Origin of the sequence: Pedobacter lusitanus (assembly GCF_040026395.1) — a bacterium.
GTDB lineage: Bacteria > Bacteroidota > Bacteroidia > Sphingobacteriales > Sphingobacteriaceae > Pedobacter > Pedobacter lusitanus.
The window spans coordinates 487,309-511,314 of sequence record NZ_CP157278.1; the positions used below are offsets into that span (position 1 = coordinate 487,309).

The window sequence follows — 24,006 nt, forward strand, 5'->3', positions numbered from 1 at the left end:
GGGATAAAATTTATCCCTCTTTTAATATCAATTGATTAAGAATTATTTTTTAGGTGCAGCAGCAGGTGCTCCGTTTTGTGCATCTAATAATTTCTTAGTAGCCTCATAATTTACTTTATCATCTTTAAAAGCATAGATAACTTTTAAGTTTTCTAAAGCAGAAGTCATTTTTGGATCAAGTTCGTATGCTTTTTTGTAGTAAGGTAAAGCCTGATCAATAAAGCCTTTCATTTTTGCAGTTACTTCATCAAATTCTTTTTTCTTTTTAGGGTCAATTTTGTTTCTTTTTCCCTGTAAGTCTAAAGCCTGTTTATAGTAAGTATCACCCATAGCATACTGGTATGATGCATTTTTACCGTCTTTAGCAATTAATTTGTTCAAAGATTCCTGTGATTTAGCAATATTACCTTGTTTAATATAAAGGTCAGTCTGCATTCCTGTGAAGTATGAATTTTCAGGGAATTTAGCAATTGCTGCCTCTAATAAAGCTGCACCGGCAACAGTATCTTTTACTGTAGAGAATGTAGTAGAGATAATTTCACTGTATAAAGATTCAGAATCTTTAGAACCTAAATCAATAGCTTTTTTGAAGTTTTTAACCATTTCGGCATAATCAGGAATTTGTTTGGCAGTAACACCTGCATTTACATAAGTAGAAGTATCCTGTGGATTTTTAGCAGTTACTTCATTAAAAAACTGTAATGCAGATTTATAATCCTTTTTATTGTAAGCAAAAATTGCTCTGTTTCTTAAAGCATTTGACAAAGTCTGTTCAGCCTCTTTAATGTTTTCTTTTTCTCCGCCTTTAGTATCTAATTCTTTAGCTTTTGTGATTGCTTCTTCAGCAATTTTATCTTTAGCGATAGCATTAGCTACGTTTAAAGAATCAACAAAAGAAATTTTTGAAGCAAATAACGCTCTGTAAGACCATGCTTCAGGCATATCTTTAGATTTTTCATTTGCGATAGCATTATCAGTAGCCTTTAATCCTTCTTCAAGAGATTTTAATGTTACATCTAAAGATTTATTGTTAGATAAACTTGCTAATGCCCAGGTGTTTTTTGCTTTTGAAACTTCACTCTTCTGAGCACTTGCATAGGTGGCAGCACCTACTAAAAGCATACTTAAAACTACTTTTTTCATATTGTAAATTGGTTTTAATGAACATAAACTCTGCAGAATCAACAAATGTTTAAGCTGCAGAGTTTATTGGATCTGTTTTTAATTTAATTTATAATTAGTTTTCTTCAGTCTCTTCGGCATCATCTTCACCTTCTTCATCTGTTTCTTCCTCTTCTTCAGTTTCCTCTTCATCAGCACCACCTTCTTCAGGAAGTACGTCAGCCGGATCCACTACCAGAAGATCTTCAGAAACTTCTTCTTCAGGATCATCTTCATGTTCAATCTTCGCAACAGATGCAATAGAGTCATTACCTTTCAGATTAATCAGACGAACACCCTGAGTTGCTCTTCCAATTACCCTAAGCTGACTTAATACAATTCTGATAACGATTCCTGATTTATTGATAATCATTAAATCATCAGCATCAGTTACAGCTTTAATCGCAATTAAATCACCGGTTTTCTCTGTAATAGTAATCGTTTTTACACCCTTACCACCACGGTTAGTTACACGGTAATCTTCCACATTGGTACGTTTTCCGTAACCTTTTTCAGAAACTACCATTACTGTTGCTGATGGATCATCAACAGCAATCATGCCAACAACTTCATCTTCTGCATGACCTAACGTAACACCTCTAACTCCGGTAGCTGTTCTGCCCATTGGTCTTACCGTAGCCTCATTGAATCTGATAGCACGTCCAGAGCGTAATGCCATGATGATTTCACTTGATCCGCTTGTTAAGCTGGCTTCCAGTAACTGATCACCTTCATTAATATTAATTGCATTGATACCATTTACCCTTGGTCTTGAATAAGCTTCCAGAGAAGTTTTCTTAATCGTTCCCTTTTTGGTACACATGATAATATAATTGTTCTCCAGATATTCCTGATCTTTCAGATTCTTAACCTTAATGTAGGCCTTGATTTTCTCTTCTTTAGGAATATTGATAATATTCTGGATTGCTCTTCCTTTACTCAGTCTTGAACCTTCAGGAATTTCGTATACCCTTAACCAGAAACAACGGCCTGTTTCAGTAAAGAACAACATATAGTTGTGGTTAGACGCAATCAGTAAATGCTCAATAAAATCTTCATTTCTTGAATCACTTCCTTTAGATCCTTTACCACCTCTGGCCTGTGTACGGTATTCAGTTGCAGGTGTACGTTTGATATAGCCTTCATGAGAGATCGTGATGACAACTTCTTCATCTTCGATAAAGTCTTCCATGCTCATATCTTCAGCAGAGTGAACGATAGTAGTTCTGCGCTCATCGCCGTACTTCTCTACCATTTCAGCCAGCTCATCCTTGATAATCTGCATTCTAAGACCTTCGTCAGCTAAAATAGATTGTAAATATTCAATCGTTTTCATCAACTCATTGAATTCTTCTTTAATCTTATCTCTTTCCAGTCCTGTTAAACGACGCAGTGTCATATCCAGGATAGCTCTTGCCTGAATATCACTCAGACCGAATTTCTCCATTAAACCAACTCTCGCTTCATCCGGAGTATTTGATTCTCTGATTAATTTAATGACTTCATCCAGATGGTCTAAAGCAATTAATAAACCTTCAAGAATATGTGCACGTTTCTGTGCCTCGTCCAGTTCAAATTTAGTACGGCGTACAATTACATTGTGTCTGTGATCCACAAAGTGTCTGATCAGATCTTTCAGATTCAGCATCTGAGGTCTGCCATTCACCAAAGCGATATTATTTACACTAAATGAAGTTTGTAAAGCAGTTTGTTTGAACAGGTTATTCAATACGATTGAAGCATTCGCATCACGTTTAATTTCATAAACGATACGGATACCATCTTTATTGGACTCATCCTTGATATTAGAGATACCTTCTATTTTCTTCTCTCCGACTAATTCAGCAGTACGCTCAATCATCATTGATTTATTTACCTGATAAGGGATCTCGGTAACGATAATAGTTTCGCGGTCTTTATGCGTCTCAATCTCAGCTTTGGCACGCATAACGATACGTCCTCTGCCGGTTTCAAAAGCATCCTGAACTCCGTTGTATCCGTAAATTATTGCTCCTGTAGGAAAATCAGGACCTTTTACGAATTTCATTAATTCAGGGATAGTGATTTCTGTATTTTCAATATATGCGATAGTCGCGTTGATTACTTCCGTAATATTGTGAGGAGGCATATTGGTTGCCATACCTACCGCAATACCCGAAGCACCATTAATTAATAGTTGTGGTACTTTTGCCGGAAGCACTGTCGGCTCTTTTAAAGAGTCATCAAAGTTCAACTGAAAATCTACAGTGTCTTTGTTAATATCAGCAAGCATATCTTCAGCAATCTTCTGGAATCTCGCCTCAGTATAACGCATTGCAGCCGGAGAGTCACCATCGACAGATCCAAAGTTACCCTGTCCGTCTACCAGTAAATAACGTAAGCTCCAGGGCTGTGCCATCCGGACCATAGTCATATATACTGATGAATCACCATGCGGGTGATACTTACCCAGTACTTCTCCAACAATACGGGCTGATTTCTTGTAAGGCTTGTTATTAGCCAAACCAAGATCAAGCATCCCGTAAAGTACACGACGGTGTACAGGTTTTAATCCATCGCGTACATCAGGTAACGCCCTTGATACAATAACAGACATCGAATAATCGATGTAGGCAGACTTCATCTGCTCGTCAATATCAATTCTAATTATTTTGTCGTTTTCCTGATTTTCTAAATCTTCTGCCATAAAATATTGATGTTCGTTAAAAACGATTTAAATAAGGTAATGTTATAACCTTGCGAATTTAAGAAAATATTGCCGTTTAAGCGCATTGTGGAAAAAAATTAAGCCCAGTCTATACCTTTTATTAACTTGGTCAGAGTTGCAGCCTCTGGACTGTTTTCCGCAGGTTGGTGGTTATATATCCACTTTGCCATTGGTGGTAAGCTCATTAGGATAGATTCGATTCTTCCGTTTGTTTCCAAACCGAACTTTGTACCCGAATCATAGACCAGATTAAATTCAGCATAACGGCTTCTTCTTACCGCCTGCCACTCCTGTTCAGCAGCTGTAAAAGCAGTGTTTCTGTTTCTTTCAATCAGCTCGGTATAAGCCGGAAGGAAAGAATTACCTACAGCAATAGAAAAATTGAATAACTGATCCCAGTCAAGACCGGTATTTTCGGGTTTTAGTCTGTCGTAAAATATGCCGCCCACTCCACGGGTTTCTTCCCTGTGTTTAATAAAGAAATAATCATCTGCCTGTTTTTTAAATTTCGGATAAAACGAAGCATCAGCTTCATCACAGGTTTTTTTAAGTAAGTGATGAAAAAAACGGACATCATTATCTATCACATAATGCGGAGTTAAATCTATACCGCCTCCAAACCATCTGGTCTGTTCATCCATTTCAAAATAACGGATGTTCATATGAATAATAGGTACAAAAGGATTGGATGGATGAATTACGATAGAAACACCGGTAGCAAAAAACTCATCGTTATCGACTTTGAATGCATTTTTTACGGCTTCTGGTAGTTTGCCATATACAGCAGAGAAATTAACTCCACCCTTTTCAATGACATTTCCATGCTGAAAAACGCGGGTACGGCCACCGCCTCCACCCTCTCTGGTCCAGATTTCTTCTTCAAATTCTCCTTTACCATCTGTCAGCGCCAGGCCCTGGCTAATCTGATCCTGAATTTTTTTATAGGCTTCTACAACTTGATCTTTAAACATTGTTCCTTGTGTATAAAGGGCCAAAGTTAGGCTTTATATAACACATTGTTATAATTGTTACAAGCGCTTAGTCTGCTTTTTGCAGGAAAAAAGATCCTTGTCAGCGGTTTTTACAGCATAATTAATGGCGGTTTTTATCAAGTATATCTGGAATTAATTCTATTTCAATAGCGAAAAAATTCCAAAAAAGCAGTAAAAAAACAGCGAATATACATCGCTGTAAGCTATTGATAATAAGGGCTGTATAGCTATCTTGTTCAGACATCATTCAGACTCTATTCACAGGCTTTACAAACATCATTCAGTTTGCTTCGAATAAAGTCCGGATAATACATAGAGAATTCATTATTTAAACACTTATAACTATAATTTCTGAATATTATCTGACCTATATTGTAACATCAATCAGATCTATTATGGCAATTATACAGGAAGGCACCGTACTGGCAGGAATCAGAGGAAAAATCGGAAACGTCGTTATTTACACCTGGAAGAACAAGGTGTGCGCACGTTCATTACCCACCAAACCCCGTAAAAAAAGACCAAGGACTGTTCCACAGCAGGCTCAGGCCAATAAAATGAAGGTATTAAGTCCTTTTTTAAATGCGGTTGCCCCGTTTTTAAGAGTTGGCTTTAAGCAAATAGCCACAGACCGGAATATTACAGCAAACAATGCAGCCAAATCTGCAAATATGCTGACAGGTATTAAAGGCGAATTCCCTGATCAGGAGATCAACTGGGATACGATTCTGGTAGCCGACGGTCCGCGTATTAAACCTGAAAATGTAAAAGTTACGGTAACAAAAAACTCCTTTAATTTCACCTGGGACAAGGATAAGACAGCAGAGGGGAATCCAAATGACAGAGCTATGATCCTGTTATACAGTAAAACTTACGGGCGCCTTCTGATCAATTACAGTGGTGCACGCAGAGACGAATTAAAAGACGCTGTTTATCTGGATCCTTTTTACATCAAAAAGAACACTTATGAAGTATTTATAGCTTTTAAAGATGTCATTAGTGATGAGGTCTCCAAAAGTGTGTATTGCGGCAGATTTATCAACTGAAGATTCTGAGCTCATCAAAGCTGATCTGGTTTTTGATGTGTTACGGCGTTTATCCCGGATTGGATTTTTTTTAATATAAAGATTCCAATAATCTTTCTGATATTTAAAGCTCATGATAGTATCAGAAAAAACACTTAAATGGGGCTTGTGTTTTTACCCCCCACTTCTATTTCAGCGCATTTGGGTCAAAAAATTCCATAAAGGATTCAGGGGCGCGGATGTCAAAATTTACAAAAGTCTTTTCAATAAAAATTACAACGGTTCTATCTTTGGTGGAACGATATATGCTGCTACAGATCCTTTTTATGCATTGCTGTTTGATCAGCTTTTGCAGCGCGAAGGATTTAAAGTAAGAGTATGGTTAAAAAGTGCAAGTATTCAGTATCTTAAACCAGGCCGTTCTGCCCTTTTCTTTACCATTATCATTACTGATGAAATGTTAAATGAAGCTGTAGAAGCCTTAAATACAACTGGTAAGTTTGTCAAAGCGTACCCGATGGAAATTAAAAACAGTGATGGTGAAATTTGCGCCACAGTAATGAACGAGGTTTATGTCAGAAACCTGCACAGTGGCGAAAATGGCCCGGTAGCTTATTAAAAAGAATGTCTGTTAAAACCTCTAAAAATGAATATCAGGAAACTTATTTTACAAGGAGAAGGAACAACACTGGATTTTAAAAAGACGATCAACAACTATGAAAAAATTGCAAAAAGCCTGGTTGCATTTGCCAATAATAAAGGAGGACAATTACTGATTGGCGTGGCCGATGATGGCAGCATCAAAGGGGTGAAATCAGAAGAAGAAGAAAGATATATGATTACCAAATCGGCCCATCAGTTTTGCAAGCCTGCAATTGAGCCGGAATTTGAAGAAATATATATAGACAATAAACTGGTTTTGGTGGCTAAAATCGCCCAAAGTGATACCAAACCACATTATGCGCTGGATGAGAACAAAAAATGGTGGGTATATTTCCGTGTAAATGACAAGAGTATACTGGCTAGTAAAATTATCGTAGACGTATTGAAAAAAGAAAACACCCATAGCGGTCAGCTGATTAAATATACAGAACAGGAACGCATGCTGCTGAAGTTTTTAGATGAAGAAGGCCGGATTACATTAAAACAGTTTAGTAAACTGACAAAAATCTCCAATCAGAAAGCACAAAAAATACTGGTCAGCTTTATTCTTGCCGATCTCATCCAACCTAATAGTTCCGAAAAAGAAGAATATTTTACCATGACAACGCCTAAATAGGCGTACCTTTGAATATTTCAATCCTATTTGTTATGTTCAGTTCCTTTTACGCAAAATACAAGCCCTATTATTCAGACAATCTCAGACTGGCCATGCCTATAGTGGTATCCCAGCTGGGCCATACTATTGTGCATCTTGCCGATAGTGTGATTGTCGGGCATTTTGCCGGAACTATTCAACTGGCTGCCGTATCCCTGGTTAACAGTCTTTTTATGCTGATTCTTGTTTTAGGTATGGGGATTTCCTATGGGCTGACCCCGCTTATTGCGCAGGAAAACGGCAGAAAAAACTATAAGGAATGCGGTTATTTATTATCAAACAGCCTGCTGATTAATATCGTGATGGGGATATTGCTGTATATGCTTGTACATTTTGGAACTTTACTGGCTATTGATCATATGGGACAATCTCCCGAAGTGGTTACCTATGCAAAGCCCTATTTGGGATACCTGAGTTTTTCTATCATTCCATTAATGATTTTCCAGACTTTCAAGCAGTTTGCCGAAGGACTGGGTTTTACCAAGCAGGCTATGTTTATTTCTATCTGGGGAAACCTGATTAATGTTATCCTGGGGGTAATTCTTGTAAAAGGGATGTTTGGCATCGCGCCTATGGGCGTTAAGGGTGTAGGCGTAAGTACATTGGTCGACAGGATACTGATGGCTACTGTGATGGGGATTTATGTGTTTAATTCCAAGAACTTTAAGATCTATCTGCAAAACTTTAAGTTTAACTTTATTGATAAAGTAAGAAGTATAAAAATCTTAAAAATAGGTGCTCCCGTTGCGCTGCAGTATTCTTTTGAAATCAGTGCGTTCAGTGGTGCGGCTATCCTGATTGGTACAATTGGTGCTATAGAACAGGCTGCTCACCAGGTCGCGATTAACCTGGCTTCGGTAACCTATATGCTGGCCAGTGGTATCGCCTCTGCAGCAACGATTAAAACAGGAAACAACCTGGGCAAAAAGAACTTCCTTGATCTGAGAAGATCGGCTATTGCCAGTTACCATACTGTTGCTGCATTTATGGGAATTACTGCGGTAGTTTTTGTTTGTGCAAATCATATTTTACCTTATATCTATACTGAAGATATGGCTGTAATTAATATTGCTGCGCAATTGCTGATTATTGCTGGTTTCTTCCAGTTATTTGATGGTACTCAGGTGGTTGGTTTAGGTGTTTTACGTGGCCTGGGTGACGTAAATATTCCAACTGTGATTACTTTTATTGCTTACTGGATCATTGGTATTCCATTAGGTTACCTGCTGGGTATCAAACTTGAAATGGGTGTATATGGAATCTGGTACGGTTTGACATTCGGTCTGCTTACTGCTTCGGTTTTACTGTTTTTCAGATTTCAAAAAAGAACAAGAATGTTTATTCCGGCAGCTGAGTCTGTAGTTTAGACCGGCAATAGCCAATCGCGTCCGGTCTGCTTTTTCAGAGGCTCTTTTTTTTCTTTATCAGCGTATCTGAAACCAAAGCCGAATCTTTGGTGCTTTGGATAATGGTGTCTTTCTGATAACCTTCAGGATCGGGAATTAGTTCGCGGCTTTCATCGTAAGCCTTTGGCTTATCGTGGCAGCCCGTAATTGCAGCGATGATGATAATCATCCATAATGTTTTCATATGATAATATAACGCTGAATTAAGTGTAAAATGATATTCACCTCTATATAAATGAAATTCGCCTCTATGTAAATGTTGGTTGTGTAAAATTATAATGATTTATTAATGAATAACTTACCTTTAAGTTAAGTGTAAATCTTTTATTTACCCCGAACCTAATTAACCAATTAAATTATTAAGCAACTACATTATGAAGAATTTCCTGATTCTAATTGCAATTGTATGTGTCTGTCTTTTGGGAGCATGTACAAAAGCAGTTCAACCGACCCCGGAACCAGGGTCAAATCCAGCAAACCAGACAAAAACAAATCTTAAAGGACAGAACCATTTGATTCCTGGTGTGGATCAATATCGGTTACTGGTAAAATTCAAAGCAGATGAAATTCAGGAAGTCAGCAGAAATAAACCTGTTTTTCTGAATAAAGAAAAGGCTGTTACTACGATGTCCTTAGATCATACGAACAAAGATGTTAACTCATTTACTTACGAAGCAGTATTCCCTGCTGAACCTGGAAATAACAATAATGTCGTTGTAAATCAGGAAAAAACTGGAAGTACTGTTGCCAATGGATTTAATAGTTCCTCACTGAGAGGATTAGTTTATGTAAAAGAAGCAACTGCATTAAGCCCGCAGGCTGTATTAGACCTGGCTAATGAGTTTGAAAAACTGGCTGTGGTGGAATATGCTGTACTGGAGCCGGTAATACCACCACCACCACCTACACCAGACTTTACAGGATGGCAGTATTACAAGAAAGATGTAGATCTCAGTGGAACAGATGTCCGCGGGATAGATGCAGAATACGCATGGTCAATCGGTGTTACTGGTTCAGGTATCAGAATCGCTGACATCGAATGGGGATATAATAAAAACCATGAAGACCTGGTCAACACCAGTGCCATAGAGGTCCTATCCCCTCCTGATGATCAGTATAAAGATCATGGTACCAGTGTTATTGGTATATTAATGGCACAAAATAACTCTTTTGGGGTAACCGGGATGGTTTACGGGGCTGATAGTTGTTATGTGATATCCGAACGTGTTAAAGGGCGTGCCGGAGGTATTGCTGCTGGTATTAAAAGACTTCGTCGTGGTGACGTCTTTTTATATGAAATGCAGACGTCCGGTCCAAGCGGGCAATATGTTCCGGCAGATTATAACCAGGCCGTATGGGATATTACTAAAGAAGCAGCAAATTCAGGTATCATCATAGTAGCGGCCGCAGGGAATGGAAACCAGAATCTGGATGACAATGCTTACAAAGCCTACAGAGACCGGGGAGATAATGGGGCTATTATAGTTGGTGCAGGCACCAAATCAAAACGTGATAAGGCGTCTTTTTCGACTTATGGAAGTTCTGTACATGTACAGGGATGGGGAGACTGGTCTGTGGCCAGTACGGGTTACACTTCTTTATACAATGGCGGTCCAAATGCTCAGTATACTAAAGATTTTTCCGGAACATCTTCAGCAACACCTATTGTCGCATCTGCAGTCATTGCTATTCAATCCTGGTATAAGTCCAGAACTGGCCAGGTATTGACTCCAAAAGAGATGAGAGAATTGCTTATTAAAACTGGTACACCGCAAGGTGCAGGCGGACATATTGGACCACTACCTAATATTAAAGCCGCAATTGCTTCTCTTGCTGCAAGCAAATCGATTAGTATTATTGCAGGCGGATAGTTATTCATATGACCTGCTCTGCTGACGGGGGTAAATTATTTTTTTAATTTGCCCCCGTTTGTGGTATGTGGTTTGAGTGAATATTAATACATGGCCAATCAAAAAGCATCAATCTATAGTGCCCTGGCAGCAAATCTGCTTATTGCCATTACAAAATTTATAGCTGGCGCGTTTAGTAACAGCGCTTCTATGATTTCTGAAGGAATACATTCTCTGGTGGATACAGTAAATCAGCTTTTACTCTTGTTTGGACTCAAAAGGAGTAAAAAACCTGCTGATGCTTTGCGCCCCTTCGGGTATGGTAAGGAGCTTTACTTCTATTCATTTATCGTCTCAATTCTGATTTTTGGTCTGGGTGGCGGAATCTCCATTTACCAGGGAATCATTCATATTGCAAATCCGGAACCTCTTGGAAATCCGACCTGGAATTATGTAGTATTGAGTTTATGCGTGGTTTTTGAAGGGACATCCTTAATTATCGCCGCTAAAGCATTTAACAAAGTAAGAGGTCAGGAAACCTGGTGGAATGCTATTGTCAAAAGTAAAGATCCTTCTAGTTTTCTGGTGCTTTTTGAGGATGGAGCTGCTGTCTTAGGCTTATTCATTGTCATGATCTGTCTGGTGCTCGGGCATGGGCTTAATATTCCGGAGCTGGACGGTATAGCTTCTTTACTGGTTGGTTTGCTGTTAGTCGGTGTTTCACTGATACTGGCCAGGGAAAGCAGAAGCCTGTTACTGGGCGAAGGCATATCTCCGGCATCCAGAGAAAAACTCGTGGCTATTACTGAACAGGTACCGGGTGTTGTCAAAGTACTGACTGTGGTTTCTACCTATCAGTCACCCGAAGAAGTTTTGCTCATGCTGATTGTGACTTTCAAAGATGATCTGGATACGCATCAGATTAATGAGGCCATTGACCATATTCAGGCGGAGATCAGAAAAGAATTTAAGCTGATCCGTTTTATAATCGTCCAGCCAGAGCAATATACCAGGCAGTTTAAATTCTAACAACCTTTTTAAATATTAAAAAATAAAGCACCTTTATCCGCATAAAGATGTAAAAACGATTATGCAAATGGATTAAAGCTATGCAGGATTTTGCATCCGGGGTTAGCAGCAGGATATAAAAGACACTACAAAATACCAATGACAGACCAACCAGATTTTAATTTTATAACATTTAAAGAGCTTTTGGCTCTTGATAGTTTTGCGAAATCCTGGGAAACCATTTTCCCTTATCAGCATGAAGAATTTGAAGATGATTCTCTCTTTATCATCAGCAAAGGGCATACTGATTTTACTGATCATTTGAGACTGGATACAGATTGCGGCTGGACAGCTAATGATAAAAAATGGATCGCACAGTTCCCCGGATTACAGGCCAGGCATTCTGATGAGCTGATACAAGGACTGATTATTTTAGGTGACCTTTCTGTACAGGGATCAATACTCAATGAAGAAGGAGATTATGGCGCATTTCTTTTGGTTACGGGTCAGGTAAGCTGCCAGAGTATCGTGGCTGGCGGATCTGTGATCTATATTAAAGGTGATATCACTACAGAAGAAGTATTTATCAGTCATTATAATCACGGGTATTTTAAAGGTGACGGGCTCACTACATCACCGATATTGATTATTGAGGATCATTATACAACGCTGGCCAGTTATAATGCCAGTTTGTTCTACTACAACGATAAAACCGGAGATTGCCCTCCGGGTAATGAATGTTACGAAGATGAAGAAACCGGAGAAGACTGGTTATGTTCTCCTAATCTCACCCGGCTTTTAGACAATCCTGTTTTTACCTTCGAAGATTTAATAGCTGATCTGAATGAAGGTGAATATGTATTGGCATCATCAAACCGGTTAGTGTATAAAGATGAGGCTTACTGGCTGCAAAAAGCTTATAAACATCTCAGAAATTTAAGGCGTACTCCGGAATTATTTAAATCGGCACGGTTCTTTGAGAAGACTTACTGGAAATACGGGTCTGTGTGTTTTCCTCATTTCCCTGATACCTTCATCACTGCAGAACTATGTATACAAGGCATACAAAAGAGTGGTATGAATCTCAGATATATTCCCGGATCAATGATAACCAGCGAGCTTTGTGAGCTGGCTGCCCAACATAAAACCAGTATATCATTCATTCCTCCGGCTTACCTGGATGCAAAACTGATCAAAGAAATCATTCATTATAACGAGTCAGAAATGCAGGCTGTACCTCCTCATCTGATCACAGAAGAATTACTAATAGATTATGTGAAACTGGGACGTGGATTATGGCTGGATAAATATTGTCAGCTGGCTGATGTTTCTAAAATAACAGTACTATTCAAAGCGCTGGATTCGGGTATTGAATCTATAGAAGAAATCTGGGGTTTTCATTTTCAGGAAGCGGTTTATCTGTATGCTAAAAAGCTGTATAACAATGCGGAACACGAACTTACCTGGAGTAAATATGTAGAGAAATTTCAGCAAAAAATTGATCGTTTAGCTGGTTAGTGATCTTTAACCGGCCAGCTATGCCGAAAAACAAATACCCTGTTCACAAGTAGTGAACAGGGTATTTATCATCAATATAACTGACTTAAAATTTCAGAAAAGAAAACAATCCTGTTTTCCATTCCTTCTTTCTTTTTAGTGCTTCTTTGTTATCCGGATAGGCTTCAAGAATATTCTTCACATTCTCTAATGCTCCGTCTTTAGAACCGGTTATGTATAAAGCATCTGCATATTGCAGTTTTACTTTCAGCAGCTCATCATCCCAGCTCCAGTTATTTCTGATATAACACAATATAGCCTGATAAGCAACTTCATTACAGTTATCCCATTTTTTTAGTGTAAAATAACAATCTGACAGATGCAGATAGGCTCTGCTTAATTCATACTCATCGCTAGGGTAAACTACTTTTAAAGGTTCAATCAGGGATCTCAGATCTTCTATTGCTTTTTCATAATTGCCAAGACTCATGTAAGATAATCCACGCATATAATGAATTTTACAGCGTGAAGCAGCCTGAATGGCCTCTTTTTTTACGGCCTGATAATTATCTGCACAGGCTATACACTGATTATAATCCTTAAGGATATAATATTCCTGCATCAGCATAAACCAGGCAGAGTTGTCGTCCGGATTTTTAACCAGTTCATTCTGCCATGCCTTAATTGCATCTTCAGTACTTCCTTTGCTCAGCAGATCGTGGCGGACATTTTGAATAATAATATATTGTTCACTCAGTTCAAACAGCTGTTCTTCTGTGAGCTCGCCTTTATTTATTTCAAGGAAAGAATCATATTCCTTTGTGATGGCATCCAGGATTTCATGAGTTTCCTCCAGCTGACCTGATCTGTAAGTTATATCCAGAACCTCTGCTCTGAGTCTGAGGTAATTCGGAAAGGAAAGATAATCACTGCTATAGGTAGAGGCTACCTGGAATACTTCTATCGCCTCTTCATATTTCTCCAGTCCTTTAAGTGCTGTGCCCCAGCTGTTCAGCTGTTCCCAGAAGGGAGACAGTGAATAGCCGATAGCATGTACTTCGGCAGCTTTTTCAAAAGCTCCGCTTTCAGTAAGGGCTATACCGTAATTGTTGCAGCATTTGGCAAAAGTATGGATTTCATTAGCCAGGCATTCACCGGTATTATTGTAGAAATAATTATAAAAGCGGTTATAGGAATTTTCATAGAATTTTATTTTCAGCTCCTGCAACTCGTTAGCCAGTAATTCAGTCCAGATATTTGGTATAGATTCATAGTATAAATCACAACCTGCATCATAGTAAGCCTCAGGAGAATCTTCCGGCCATTTTTTGATAACTGGCAACTGACCTGTTACACGGCAGACCGCATCAATATAACGTCGCAATCCGCGGGCCATCCCTCCCCGCTCCAGGCTCTTTTCCAGATAAGGTAATGCCTCTTCGTACTTCTTTTCATCAAATAAAAATGTACCGGCAAAATAGTATGGAATATCCCATTCCGGATAAACTTTAATATAATCCAGTGAAAGACTCAGGATTTCCATCTTGTCGACTCCCAGTGGTGCTGAAAATCTTCTTAATGCAAGTAATAAGCTATGAACCAGTATTTTACTTAATTTGTCTTTTCTGCCTAAACCGGTAATTCTGTGATACAGATCTATCAGCTCCTGAGTCGGTTCTTCCTCACTATAGTTAAAAGCCATAAATGCAGCTTCCCCAGCCAGTTCATATTGCTGATGATCAAGGGCAAGCAGGGCAATTGCGTTATTGGTGAGGTAATTATTATGGGGATATGCTTTGCCATCACGGAAAGCCTGGAATGCTTTGGCAGCATCTTCTTTATGCCACAGATAGATATTGATCTTTTCCATGTAAAGCATGCTTAATTCCTTATCAAGGATGCTTCTGTTATGAGGATATAAAGGCTTATAATGCGCAATCATCAGCTCTATATCTTCCAGTACAAGTTCTATATTTCCCAGGGTAAAGTTAACATGACGGCGATAGCCAATTGCTTTTACCCTGGTATCTTCGTCTTCTGAAAGGGCCAGAATATCACAGTAAACATGAGCTTCAGGTAAATTAACCTGCGTGATAAAAATATTGATATACGCTGCATAGAGCATGGCCTCTTCGTTGGTTGGCTGAAGTTTTAAGACGTGCTCGAAACTGTCATAAGCTGTTGCATACAGTGATGTATTGTCACGGTCCTGGTCAGGGTTCAGATTTGCTATCTGGTATTCGCATTTGGCTTTCAGTAACAGGCCTTCAACACTATCATGATTAACCAAAAGAAAAGGGCTCAGAGATTCCATGCATTGAGAAAAATCGCCCTGATTATAAATGGATTGTAGGTCTTGTATAGTTGTCATCATATAATTATCCTATGAGCTGCGATATGCAGGTATGCCTGCATAAAGACTCAATTGAGTGGCAAATATAATATTACACGAAATAAAGAACGTTGTTTAGCTTAATATATTTAAAAATAAAATAATTGCAGTTGTAAAATCAGTCGGTTAAACTTCAGGAATGACTGGCTGAATTGTAGCGTATAATGATAATTCAACGTTTTTAAACTGATTTATTATTGCACTTTCCGGATTTTATAATTCGGTATATTTGAGATACACGAAGATTTAAGATCTGGTCATTTATGAGAGAAGTAATTCATCAATATGGTGTTGAGCTGGATTGGGTTGCAGATATAGCGCCTAAACTAGGTGGTTATACCGAAGGAAATTATATTATTGTGCCTGGCGAAGACAGACCCGGAACACGTTTTATTCTTCCGGTTAATGAAAATATAACGGTATTTGTGATTAATGTGAGTTACAATGAAGACGTTATTTATAAGCTAAGGAATACACGGGATGATTTTGTCGGAGTTTATTTTAATCTGACCGAAGGTGATGCGGTACATGTTCTGGATGATGTTTCAAGACTGGCCGGCCGATGGGGTTGTAATCTTGCTGTATTTGATGCAAGCCTGGAAGGTGAATATATTGTTAAAGCGGGTTGTACCACATTCAAGCTGGCTATTTTTATCAAAAAAACTGCGCTGAAAGCATATTTTTCTAAAAATGAACATTATGCTCAGGTGCTGGACTCAGTTTTTGATCCGGCACAAAATACGATTGTCAAATTTGACAGAATGAGCAGCCGGGCATGGTGGCTGATGAATGAATTGAGAAATACCAGGGCTACCGGGCCATTGTATGAGGTTATGGTAACGGGCACCGTATATGGTTTACTGAGCGACTACCTGGATCAGACCATAAACCAGGAAATTATAATTGAACAGGTAGTTGCTGAAGATGTTGCTGCTATTATTAATTCTCAGGCCTATCTTATTGAGCATATTGCAGCACCTTTTGCCGGAATCTCCAGGCTGGCTGCAGATGCGAATATGTCTGAGACTAAATATAAAAAGCTATTTAAAAAGATTACCGGGGCTGCTCCTCATACTTTCTTTTTAACCAGCAAACTTGCTTATGCCAGGGAAATACTCGAAACCGGGGATTATACCATTGGTGAGATCGCCGCGCAATTCAATTTCACAGATTCATCCCATTTAATTGAACAGTTCAGAACTGCCTATGGCACTACGCCTAAGGAATATTTAACACGCTTATAAGAATGACTGACAAAAATATCAGGACGCTAAACTATTACTATACGCTAACCCCCGAATGGCAGGATCAGCTGGTCAAAAGCCTGGGAGCCGAACTGATTGATCATAAGCTTTTAATTATTCCTGAAGATATTGCTTCTGGCGGGTCGATATTTTTAGAGGTTTTACCTGGCTTATCCGTACATCTGCTGGATATGACTTTCCATGTGCCTGTTACGATTACCAGACTCCCTAAAGCGCTTAATTACTACATGATTTATTATGATATCGGGGATGAAATAACCACTCACATTCTGGGTGATACAGTACACCAGGCGGGATATCATTCCAAATTAGGTATGGGTTTTATGGATTGCAGCACAAAAGGTATTATTATTCCTCCTGTAGGTGAGCGGACTTATAGCTTAAGGTTACTGGTTGATAAAACTTATTATAAATCACTCGCAGCAACAAACAGAACAGCTGAGGTCACTGATTTATTATTTGATGAGTCTAAGAACACCTTATTCTTTTATAGTCACATTGATAGCAGAAGTAAAGTTTTACTGAATGAACTCAAGACAGCGCATCATTTTCTGAGCTCTTCTTTCGAATTAAAACTGAAACATATTGCTCTATATCTTTTAAATTATGTAGTGGAGCGTACTGCGCGCTTTGAGCCAATTATCAATAAGCTGTCTCAGCAGGATATTGATAGCATTCTGAAAACGTCAGAATATATGCTGGATAATCTTCTGGCCGAGTTTCCTGGTTTATCTGTAATGGCTGACATGGCTGGAATGTCTGGGACAAAGTATAAATTCCTTTTTAAGAAGATTCTAAAGGATAGCCCCGGTAATTTTTTCTCCAGTGAGAAACTGCTTCTCGGTCAGCAGCTGCTGCAAAGCGGCAATTTCAGGCATGTAAATGATATTGCCTATGAACTGGGCTATAGTAACCCGGGTTATTTCACCAGGCTTTATAAGAGAACTTTCGGCATGTCTCCGGGTAGTATCCTGGTTAAAAGCGAATCTTAAAAAAACTACCTGTAGCTTGAATTGCTTCAGGTAGTTTTAAAGTGTGTTTGGGTTTATTTTTGCATACTAAATACCAAACGGCCTTTATCTTTAGCCATTAAAGTAACTGTACCTCCTTTGGCTTCAAAGGTTTCACCTTTTTCTAACAGACCAACAACCAGCAGATCATTGGGTGATGCTGCAATTTTAGTCGTTTTAATCACTGCGTCTGTCAGGGCATTAGCAGGGTTAACGTTGTAAGTGCCCGTTACCTGAACACCTTCTGGTTTACCGGTAACGGCTGCAGTTTTTTTATCCTGATCGAATGTAAGACTCAGGTTGCTTACAGGAAATTTGACTGATGCTGAATCTTTCCCCGACTGATCATACTGAACGGATTCAATTAACCGGTATTGTCCTGAAGGAAGTTTAGTGTCTTCTGGTTGGGGACCATTATTATTGTCTTTTTTACAAGCTGCAAATGTTGATGCTACTGCTAATAGTGCTACTAAGAAATTGGTTTTCATCTTTTGTGTGTTTTAATTAATTTACGATTGCTTACAATTTTGTAATTGATTTAACGATACAAAAGTATAGCTTGTGGAGATCAGGGAATGGTCAGATCAGACATTAAAGTATCAGAATAAGACCAAATGATTAATCTCAATAATTTAATTGATCAGGTAAACAATTCTGCCGGTACTACTGTTGTTTGTTTATGCTCTTACCAGTTTAACCTATAGATCAACAATAAAAACAAACAAAATGGCAAACAAAGATTTAACGATTATCCTTGTGCATGGAGCATGGGGTGACGGATCACACTGGAGACATGTTATCCCCGCATTAACCAAAGAAGGATATAAAGTAAGAGCAGTTCAGAATCCATTAACTTCTTTAGCTGATGATATCAATAAAACCAAAGATTTAATAGACGCACAGGAAGGAAAAGTTTTACTGGTTGGACACTCTTACGGGGGTGCAGTAATTACTGGTGCTGGTAACCACGATAAAGTGGCGGGTCTGGTATATATAGCTGCCTTTGCTCCTGACCAGGGTGATAGCCTGGGTAGTATCTTTGCAAGAAGAGAACCACCTAAAGGAGGCGCAAGTATTTATCCTGATCCAAAAGGATTTTTATGGATTAAATATGATGAGTTTCATGACTCTTTCTGTGAAGATCTGGATGCTGAAGAAGCATTGGTAATGGCCTTATCACAAAAACCAATACATGGAAATGGATTTTCTGATCAGACTGGTACGCCAGCCTGGAAAACCAAACCGAGCTGGTATCAGGTTTCAGATCGTGATAATATGATTCCACCAGCAACAGAGAAAGAAATGGCTGAGCATATTAATGCGAAGAAAATAGTACATCTGGATGCTGGTCATGCTTCACTGGCTTCTCATCCGGAAGAAGTAACTGCTTTAATTTTAGAAGCAGCCGGACAGGTTTAATCAAATAGAATTTCATTAATAAAAAAGATCCGCGTTTTTTAAGCGCGGATCTTTTTATTTAAAACAAAAAAAGGCAACGTCTGGAGCAACGTCACCTTTAATTAAGAAATAAATCTTGTACACCCAATAGGATTCGAACCTATGACCTACGGTTTAGAAAACCGTTGCTCTATCCAGCTGAGCTATGGATGCATTCCTGTTAAGGGTCGCAATGATAGAAGAAAAAATTAGTAGTACCAAATCCCGCTGACACTTTTTTAAAGAAAAAACTCTAACTGCTTTGCAATCAGACAGGATAATTTTTGGTGGATTAAATGATAAATTCCTGTAGCAATGCTGCTGCCTCCTAGCTTATCGATTTTCCAAAAGGTGAGAATGCAAGATTCATTAATTTGAAATGTTGTCTTCCGAATGGTATACCTACAATGGTAAGGCATAAAAGTATACCAAAGAATAAATGTGTAAGTGCAACCCAGATTCCTCCAAATAACAACCAGATTATGTTCATGATTGTTGACAGACAACCGGTATTCGATGAAGTATCAGTAATTTTTACGCCAAAAGGTGCCAAACCTACAAAAGCAAATTTGAAACACTGTAATCCGAAAGGAATTCCCACGATAGTCAGACAAAGGATTAAGCCGCCAATTATATATTCAAAAAAGATAATTAATCCGCCAAAGATAATCCATAAGATATTGCCCAGTAAGTTCATTTTATGTAGTTTTTTTGTAATTAAGATAGTGAATTACCGAAATAGTTACAAAACATCAGTTTAAAAATGAGTAAATTCTCTTCAATTAGAATAAATAATACTCAAGCACTGTAAATTTCCGATTTTTTAATAGAAATTAGCTGTAGATTATAATACGATATATTTATGACGAAGAATTTCTTTAACGGACACGATTATTTTATTGATGAAAAAGTACGCTTTTTCAAATTCGCGAACGTATACAATATTTTTAATGAAACCGGTGAAAACATTGGAGCAGTTAAACAGAACCTGTCCTTTGGTCAGAAAGTACTGACCCTTTTAATTGGTAAACCGGCTTTACCCTTTAAACTGGAAATTGTAAACAATGATGATGAAGTACAGGCAGTAATTTCAAGAGGCTGGACATTTTTTATGTCTAAAATCGTAGTAAGTGATGCTGATGGAAATGCACTTGCTTCTATTAAACAAAAGTTTAAATTGTTTAAACCTACTTTCAGAATCCTGGATACTTCAGAGAATCTGATTGCTGAAATCAAAGGAGACTGGAAAGCCTGGTCTTTTAATATCAAAGATAGCAATGAGATTGAAATAGGTACTATCAGTAAAAAATGGGGTGGCGCTATGAGAGAGATCTTTACCAATGCGGATAAGTACAACGTACATATTAACCCTGAATATACCGAAAACAAGCATAAAGTTGCGATTCTGTCAGCAGCAATTACTATTGATATGGTTCTGAAAAACCAGAAATAGTTTATATGCTGTACAAAAAAGAGGTTCTGTTTAAATATAAACAGAACCTCTTTTTTGTACAGCATATTATGCAGAGTTATCACAGTTCTGCAAAGCCATATAGTGATTTTATTTTTGCAATATCTATGGTCTCCTCTTTCTTTAACTCAAAAAAACAGGCGATTTGCCATTGCTGAGTTTTCTGTGCCTGTTTACTGGTGGTAATATCCCATGGCGGATAGACTCTGACCGCACGTTTCCCCTCTTTTAAATCTGTAGAAATTATCCCTTTTTGTACTAACAGGGTCTTTGGGAATACAAAGTGTCCAAACCTGTTTCCATCACGCGTACTGATCACAAATAAATCAATATCATCAGCACTGTCAAAAGGTTGAATCGGTCCGTTTCCTATCCTCTTCCATAAGGTTACAAACTGCCCGGTTTTAGTAGGTGTAATTTTAGCGGTCCTGTATCTCACAGATAAACAGTTAAGCTCAAAGGAATAAGCTGCATAATCTGCGCTTTCTGCTTCTGCCACAGGTTTAGAATAACTAAACCCACCAGGTTTATAAAGTCTCAGCTGCAATTCCTGCAGTTCTTCAGGAAAGACCACGGAACTTCCCTGGATATTTGTATCTGATAATAACATGTTTAATTGATTATTTAATGATAACCTGAACAGAATCTGCCTGTAATCTGCTCTTTAACCATTGTCGCAGTCTCCCCTGCTCTGACGCGCTTGTTTTCTTATTAAAACTGGCAATCATCATGGTTAATGTATCATTAGATGGTGCGTTTAGCTGATGTATAACAACGTTTGATATCGCATAGGTTTTCATATCCGGATATAAAGCCTTTAGCTCCTGACCTATATCTGGTATGGGTTTATCCAGCGGAGATATACTTCTGTTTTGGGTGACAGAATCTTTTTTAAACACATCTTCCAGAATACTGGCTTTGATCTGTGAAAAATCTATTTCCTGTTTGGCATTAAGCCCCTGACGGATCTGTAGTTTAGTGTTTTTTAATTTATATCTAAGCAGCTGATTAGTGATAGAGTCTATAGCTTTTTTAGGAAGCTCATAACCGATCAGCAAAAGATCAATCTCATTTCCTTTAGTACTGTATTTGAAATTTTTATTGACAACCTGGGTGTTTTTAAACTGAAATTGCTCATTTACAAATTTCTGTGCATTGTTCTCAAAAATACTTTTGTCAACGATTCCGTAAGCCAGATAAATACTGGGTACTACTGCAATAACTACAGTGATCAGAATATAACGGGAAACCTTTTTTTCATAATTCTTATCCTCAAAATGTTTCTTCTTGAATTTTAAGAAGCGGACAATCAGAAAGGTACTGATACAGATAAATACACTATTGATAAAATACAAATAGATAGCTCCGATAAAAAAGTAGAAATTACCTGAAGCAAGACCAAAACCTGCTGTACATAAAGGAGGCATCAATGCTGTGGCAATGGCTACACCGGGGATTACGTTACTTTTTTCCTTTCTTGTTCCGGCAACTATACCCGCCAGTCCTCCAAAGAACGCAATAAAAACATCCCATATGGATGGTGTGGTTCTGGCCAGCAGTTCACTCTGTGCATCATGCAGAGGCGTGATATAGAAATAAATAGTAGAAGCTACTATACTGATCAGTGTTGCGATCAGCAGATTCCTCAGTCCTTTTTTAACCAGTTCAAAATCATTGGTCCCTATACCAAGTCCTATACCCATAATAGGCCCCATTAATGGAGAGATCAGCATGGCTCCGATAATTACTGCGGTTGAATTTACATTCAGCCCAATTGACGCAATGAAAATAGCAAAGATTAACGTCCAGAGATTAGCACCAACAAAGTCAGAATTCTTTTTGATAGAGAGAACTACATCATCTTCATCGGCCTTATCCAGGTGAAGATTAAACCTCTTATGTATAGAAAGTTTAATAATCCGGAACAATTTATTCTGCTGGTTTTTTGTAGGTTCTGCCAAGGTAAATTTATTAGATAAACCCCAATATAAGTAATTTGCTGCATATAGACGCCTGAAACCCGGCAGGATACCCTTGTCTGATAAATTATTTTCCTGTATCAATATATTTGTTGCATCAGATTTATACAGTTTAACTAACTTAGCTATTTTGGCAGTGCAGATCATTGCCTGTATGCGCTGAATAAAGTTACCGGAAAACTGAAGTGGGCCTTGCCCTTAAATATGCGTGTTTATGGTACTGCTCTTATCATGGATAATCAGCTTGTATTTGGTAGTTTTAATGGCAAGATCTATTTTGTTGATCCTGAAACCGGACTGGTAAAAGATACTTTCCAGACAGCGGAGAGTAAAAATACTTATTCAGCTTTGTTTGATAACCAGGATAAATTCAGAAATGATGTTTATGATAAAGATTATCTGGCTGCAGAAAAGCAAATACTTGCTTTAGGTGCAATACTTTCCAGCCCGGTTAGTGAGCAGAATACATTGTATTTTGGTGATTCCAACGGGTATTTCTATGCAGTAAAAAATAATATCAAATGATCAGTGATTAATATTTAAATTTATACTGTTTATTATCATGCCCATGAAGAATCTTAAATTACTGCTCCTTATCCTTTGTTTAACAGGTTTTTATACTATTTCTGCCGCCCAGGATACAGATAAAACGAATAAAAACTATGATGCCAAACTGGCTAAGGAACTGAATGCTGATGAATATGGCATGAAAACCTATGTCATGGCTATTTTGAAGACTGGGACTGAGACTAATTATCCCAAAACAAAACAGGATAGTATTTTTAAAGGGCATATGGCTAATATCACCAGGTTAGCAGCCGAAGGTAAACTTGTTGTAGCTGGCCCTTTTGGTAAAAATGACAAACATTACCGTGGTATTTTCATTCTGGATGTGCCGACTGTTGAAGAAGCCAGAAAACTGGTGGATTCAGATCCGGTTATTCAAAGTAAATTAATGGATGTTGATCTGTTTGTCTGGTATGGATCTGCAGCGTTGAAAGAAACCCTGAAAATCCATAGTAAAATAGAAAAACATAGCCACTGATTATCTGGCTGTATTTTGAATTGGTCTGATTTCTACACTGCCCTGAAGTTCAAATACCGGGCATTTTGCTGCAATCTCCCGGATTTCTTTATCGTCAGCTGCATTGATAATTAAAATTGAACTGACAACTTCATTATTGGCTGTATAAGCTCCATTGGAAATAGTTTTTTCGGTTCCGCTCCATGTTGTGCCTTCTGTACCCGGTCGGTAACCACCTGCAATTTTTCCTTCTTTTGCAAGAGTACCCATATATTCCTGCCAATGTTTGATGTTGGTCTGGATCTTATCCTGAGCAGGTTTGGCATCAACCTTAGATCTGATAATCAGCAGATATTGAATTTGTTTTTTAGGTTGTGTCTGATCCTGAGCAAAAATAGACAGAGAAAGCAGACAGGCTGCCGTAGTTAAAAGGAATTTAGTCATGATAATTTTTAATAAATATA

At 38.2% G+C, this 24,006-nt stretch carries 23 protein-coding genes, 1 tRNA gene and 1 pseudogene; 14 read left to right on the forward strand and 11 right to left on the reverse strand.

What is annotated here, in order from left to right; genetic code table 11:
* Positions 1-42: 42 nt before the first annotated feature.
* From PL_RS02205 to hemF, 3 genes are all read right to left on the reverse strand, one after another.
* Positions 43-1,143 (reverse strand): tetratricopeptide repeat protein, encoded by a 1,101-nt coding sequence (locus PL_RS02205; RefSeq protein ID WP_041880286.1) that lies wholly within the window; start codon positions 1,141-1,143, stop codon positions 43-45.
* Positions 1,144-1,237: 94 nt separating this feature from the next.
* The gene (gyrA, locus tag PL_RS02210; protein WP_041880284.1) at positions 1,238-3,847 is read right to left on the reverse strand and encodes a DNA gyrase subunit A; all 2,610 of its coding nucleotides are present in this window, start codon (positions 3,845-3,847) and stop codon (positions 1,238-1,240) included.
* A gap of 98 nt (positions 3,848-3,945) precedes the next feature.
* Entirely contained in the window at positions 3,946-4,839 is an 894-nt protein-coding gene (hemF, locus tag PL_RS02215; RefSeq protein WP_041880282.1) for an oxygen-dependent coproporphyrinogen oxidase, read from the reverse strand.
* A gap of 416 nt (positions 4,840-5,255) precedes the next feature.
* On the opposite strand from hemF, the gene PL_RS02220 reads away from it, so the two are divergent.
* From PL_RS02220 to PL_RS02235, 4 genes are all read left to right on the forward strand, one after another.
* Entirely contained in the window at positions 5,256-5,906 is a 651-nt protein-coding gene (locus PL_RS02220; protein ID WP_041880280.1) for a DUF6266 family protein, read from the forward strand.
* Positions 5,907-6,018: 112 nt separating this feature from the next.
* Positions 6,019-6,504: a DUF4442 domain-containing protein gene (locus PL_RS02225; protein ID WP_041880278.1), complete on the forward strand. Its 486-nt coding sequence runs from the start codon at positions 6,019-6,021 to the stop codon at positions 6,502-6,504.
* Between the two features lie 27 nt (positions 6,505-6,531).
* Positions 6,532-7,164, forward strand: a complete 633-nt coding sequence (locus PL_RS02230) for an AlbA family DNA-binding domain-containing protein (protein WP_041880276.1) — start codon at positions 6,532-6,534, stop codon at positions 7,162-7,164.
* A 32-nt stretch (positions 7,165-7,196) separates the two neighbouring features.
* The gene (locus PL_RS02235) at positions 7,197-8,570 is read left to right on the forward strand and encodes an MATE family efflux transporter (protein WP_041880274.1); all 1,374 of its coding nucleotides are present in this window, start codon (positions 7,197-7,199) and stop codon (positions 8,568-8,570) included.
* A 34-nt stretch (positions 8,571-8,604) separates the two neighbouring features.
* Here the strand turns inward: PL_RS02235 and PL_RS02240 are convergent, their stop codons facing one another.
* Positions 8,605-8,793 carry a hypothetical protein gene (locus PL_RS02240; RefSeq protein ID WP_041880272.1) on the reverse strand — a complete coding sequence of 63 codons (189 nt, stop codon included), beginning with the start codon at positions 8,791-8,793 and terminating at the stop codon, positions 8,605-8,607.
* A 190-nt stretch (positions 8,794-8,983) separates the two neighbouring features.
* On the opposite strand from PL_RS02240, the gene PL_RS02245 reads away from it, so the two are divergent.
* From PL_RS02245 to PL_RS02255, 3 genes are all read left to right on the forward strand, one after another.
* On the forward strand, positions 8,984-10,480 hold the full coding sequence (locus PL_RS02245; RefSeq protein ID WP_052496157.1) for a S8 family serine peptidase: 1,497 nt from the start codon (positions 8,984-8,986) through the stop codon (positions 10,478-10,480).
* A gap of 90 nt (positions 10,481-10,570) precedes the next feature.
* Positions 10,571-11,488 (forward strand): cation diffusion facilitator family transporter, encoded by a 918-nt coding sequence (locus tag PL_RS02250; RefSeq protein ID WP_041880271.1) that lies wholly within the window; start codon positions 10,571-10,573, stop codon positions 11,486-11,488.
* A 138-nt stretch (positions 11,489-11,626) separates the two neighbouring features.
* Positions 11,627-12,985: a polymer-forming cytoskeletal protein gene (locus PL_RS02255; protein WP_041880270.1), complete on the forward strand. Its 1,359-nt coding sequence runs from the start codon at positions 11,627-11,629 to the stop codon at positions 12,983-12,985.
* An 85-nt stretch (positions 12,986-13,070) separates the two neighbouring features.
* On the opposite strand, the gene PL_RS02260 is transcribed toward PL_RS02255, so the two are convergent.
* Positions 13,071-15,278 carry a tetratricopeptide repeat protein gene (locus PL_RS02260; protein WP_041880268.1) on the reverse strand — a complete coding sequence of 736 codons (2,208 nt, stop codon included), beginning with the start codon at positions 15,276-15,278 and terminating at the stop codon, positions 13,071-13,073.
* Positions 15,279-15,619: 341 nt separating this feature from the next.
* Between PL_RS02260 and PL_RS02265 the strand changes: the two genes are divergently transcribed.
* A complete protein-coding gene (locus PL_RS02265; RefSeq protein WP_041880266.1) occupies positions 15,620-16,600 on the forward strand; it encodes a helix-turn-helix domain-containing protein in 981 nt (326 codons plus the stop codon).
* A gap of 2 nt (positions 16,601-16,602) precedes the next feature.
* Positions 16,603-17,613: a helix-turn-helix domain-containing protein gene (locus PL_RS02270; RefSeq protein ID WP_052496156.1), complete on the forward strand. Its 1,011-nt coding sequence runs from the start codon at positions 16,603-16,605 to the stop codon at positions 17,611-17,613.
* A 53-nt stretch (positions 17,614-17,666) separates the two neighbouring features.
* On the opposite strand, the gene PL_RS02275 is transcribed toward PL_RS02270, so the two are convergent.
* Positions 17,667-18,119, reverse strand: a complete 453-nt coding sequence (locus tag PL_RS02275; protein WP_041880264.1) for a hypothetical protein — start codon at positions 18,117-18,119, stop codon at positions 17,667-17,669.
* Positions 18,120-18,357: 238 nt separating this feature from the next.
* On the opposite strand from PL_RS02275, the gene PL_RS02280 reads away from it, so the two are divergent.
* Positions 18,358-19,050 carry an alpha/beta fold hydrolase gene (locus PL_RS02280; RefSeq protein ID WP_041880262.1) on the forward strand — a complete coding sequence of 231 codons (693 nt, stop codon included), beginning with the start codon at positions 18,358-18,360 and terminating at the stop codon, positions 19,048-19,050.
* A 118-nt stretch (positions 19,051-19,168) separates the two neighbouring features.
* On the opposite strand, the gene PL_RS02285 is transcribed toward PL_RS02280, so the two are convergent.
* Both PL_RS02285 and PL_RS02290 read right to left on the reverse strand, forming a co-directional pair.
* Positions 19,169-19,242, reverse strand: a tRNA-Arg gene (locus PL_RS02285).
* 154 nt (positions 19,243-19,396) lie between these two features.
* Positions 19,397-19,765: a YccF domain-containing protein gene (locus tag PL_RS02290; protein ID WP_041880260.1), complete on the reverse strand. Its 369-nt coding sequence runs from the start codon at positions 19,763-19,765 to the stop codon at positions 19,397-19,399.
* Between the two features lie 165 nt (positions 19,766-19,930).
* On the opposite strand from PL_RS02290, the gene PL_RS02295 reads away from it, so the two are divergent.
* Positions 19,931-20,521 carry an LURP-one-related/scramblase family protein gene (locus PL_RS02295; protein ID WP_041880258.1) on the forward strand — a complete coding sequence of 197 codons (591 nt, stop codon included), beginning with the start codon at positions 19,931-19,933 and terminating at the stop codon, positions 20,519-20,521.
* 79 nt (positions 20,522-20,600) lie between these two features.
* On the opposite strand, the gene PL_RS02300 is transcribed toward PL_RS02295, so the two are convergent.
* Positions 20,601-21,149: a MepB family protein gene (locus PL_RS02300; RefSeq protein ID WP_041880255.1), complete on the reverse strand. Its 549-nt coding sequence runs from the start codon at positions 21,147-21,149 to the stop codon at positions 20,601-20,603.
* Between the two features lie 10 nt (positions 21,150-21,159).
* A complete protein-coding gene (locus PL_RS02305) occupies positions 21,160-22,500 on the reverse strand; it encodes a TIGR00341 family protein (protein ID WP_235324478.1) in 1,341 nt (446 codons plus the stop codon).
* A 156-nt stretch (positions 22,501-22,656) separates the two neighbouring features.
* Here PL_RS02305 and PL_RS02310 point away from each other — a divergent pair.
* The 3 genes and pseudogenes from PL_RS02310 to PL_RS02320 form a co-directional block, all read left to right on the forward strand.
* A pseudogene (locus tag PL_RS02310) lies at positions 22,657-22,800 on the forward strand (PQQ-binding-like beta-propeller repeat protein); the annotation flags it as partial.
* 66 nt (positions 22,801-22,866) lie between these two features.
* Positions 22,867-23,043 (forward strand): PQQ-binding-like beta-propeller repeat protein, encoded by a 177-nt coding sequence (locus tag PL_RS02315; RefSeq protein WP_323755015.1) that lies wholly within the window; start codon positions 22,867-22,869, stop codon positions 23,041-23,043.
* A gap of 43 nt (positions 23,044-23,086) precedes the next feature.
* Positions 23,087-23,563, forward strand: coding sequence for a YciI family protein (locus tag PL_RS02320; protein WP_041880252.1), 477 nt, complete (start codon positions 23,087-23,089; stop codon positions 23,561-23,563).
* On the opposite strand, the gene PL_RS02325 is transcribed toward PL_RS02320, so the two are convergent.
* Complete coding sequence (locus PL_RS02325) at positions 23,564-23,986, reverse strand: YciI family protein (RefSeq protein ID WP_041880250.1); 423 nt, start codon at positions 23,984-23,986, stop codon at positions 23,564-23,566.
* Positions 23,987-24,006 lie beyond the last annotated feature (20 nt).

Bases quoted from the DNA above. Each gene is read 5' to 3' on its own strand.
- PL_RS02205 (WP_041880286.1), bottom strand. From the start codon at position 1,143: ATGAAAAAAGTAGTTTTAAGTATGCTTTTAGTAGGTGCTGCCACCTAT.
- gyrA (WP_041880284.1), bottom strand. From the start codon at position 3,847: ATGGCAGAAGATTTAGAAAATCAGGAAAACGACAAAATAATTAGAATT.
- hemF (WP_041880282.1), bottom strand. From the start codon at position 4,839: ATGTTTAAAGATCAAGTTGTAGAAGCCTATAAAAAAATTCAGGATCAG.
- PL_RS02220 (WP_041880280.1), top strand. From the start codon at position 5,256: ATGGCAATTATACAGGAAGGCACCGTACTGGCAGGAATCAGAGGAAAA.
- PL_RS02225 (WP_041880278.1), top strand. From the start codon at position 6,019: ATGATAGTATCAGAAAAAACACTTAAATGGGGCTTGTGTTTTTACCCC.
- PL_RS02230 (WP_041880276.1), top strand. From the start codon at position 6,532: ATGAATATCAGGAAACTTATTTTACAAGGAGAAGGAACAACACTGGAT.
- PL_RS02235 (WP_041880274.1), top strand. From the start codon at position 7,197: ATGTTCAGTTCCTTTTACGCAAAATACAAGCCCTATTATTCAGACAAT.
- PL_RS02240 (WP_041880272.1), bottom strand. From the start codon at position 8,793: ATGAAAACATTATGGATGATTATCATCATCGCTGCAATTACGGGCTGC.
- PL_RS02245 (WP_052496157.1), top strand. From the start codon at position 8,984: ATGAAGAATTTCCTGATTCTAATTGCAATTGTATGTGTCTGTCTTTTG.
- PL_RS02250 (WP_041880271.1), top strand. From the start codon at position 10,571: ATGGCCAATCAAAAAGCATCAATCTATAGTGCCCTGGCAGCAAATCTG.
- PL_RS02255 (WP_041880270.1), top strand. From the start codon at position 11,627: ATGACAGACCAACCAGATTTTAATTTTATAACATTTAAAGAGCTTTTG.
- PL_RS02260 (WP_041880268.1), bottom strand. From the start codon at position 15,278: ATGGAATCTCTGAGCCCTTTTCTTTTGGTTAATCATGATAGTGTTGAA.
- PL_RS02265 (WP_041880266.1), top strand. From the start codon at position 15,620: ATGAGAGAAGTAATTCATCAATATGGTGTTGAGCTGGATTGGGTTGCA.
- PL_RS02270 (WP_052496156.1), top strand. From the start codon at position 16,603: ATGACTGACAAAAATATCAGGACGCTAAACTATTACTATACGCTAACC.
- PL_RS02275 (WP_041880264.1), bottom strand. From the start codon at position 18,119: ATGAAAACCAATTTCTTAGTAGCACTATTAGCAGTAGCATCAACATTT.
- PL_RS02280 (WP_041880262.1), top strand. From the start codon at position 18,358: ATGGCAAACAAAGATTTAACGATTATCCTTGTGCATGGAGCATGGGGT.
- PL_RS02290 (WP_041880260.1), bottom strand. From the start codon at position 19,765: ATGAACTTACTGGGCAATATCTTATGGATTATCTTTGGCGGATTAATT.
- PL_RS02295 (WP_041880258.1), top strand. From the start codon at position 19,931: ATGACGAAGAATTTCTTTAACGGACACGATTATTTTATTGATGAAAAA.
- PL_RS02300 (WP_041880255.1), bottom strand. From the start codon at position 21,149: ATGTTATTATCAGATACAAATATCCAGGGAAGTTCCGTGGTCTTTCCT.
- PL_RS02320 (WP_041880252.1), top strand. From the start codon at position 23,087: ATGAAGAATCTTAAATTACTGCTCCTTATCCTTTGTTTAACAGGTTTT.
- PL_RS02325 (WP_041880250.1), bottom strand. From the start codon at position 23,986: ATGACTAAATTCCTTTTAACTACGGCAGCCTGTCTGCTTTCTCTGTCT.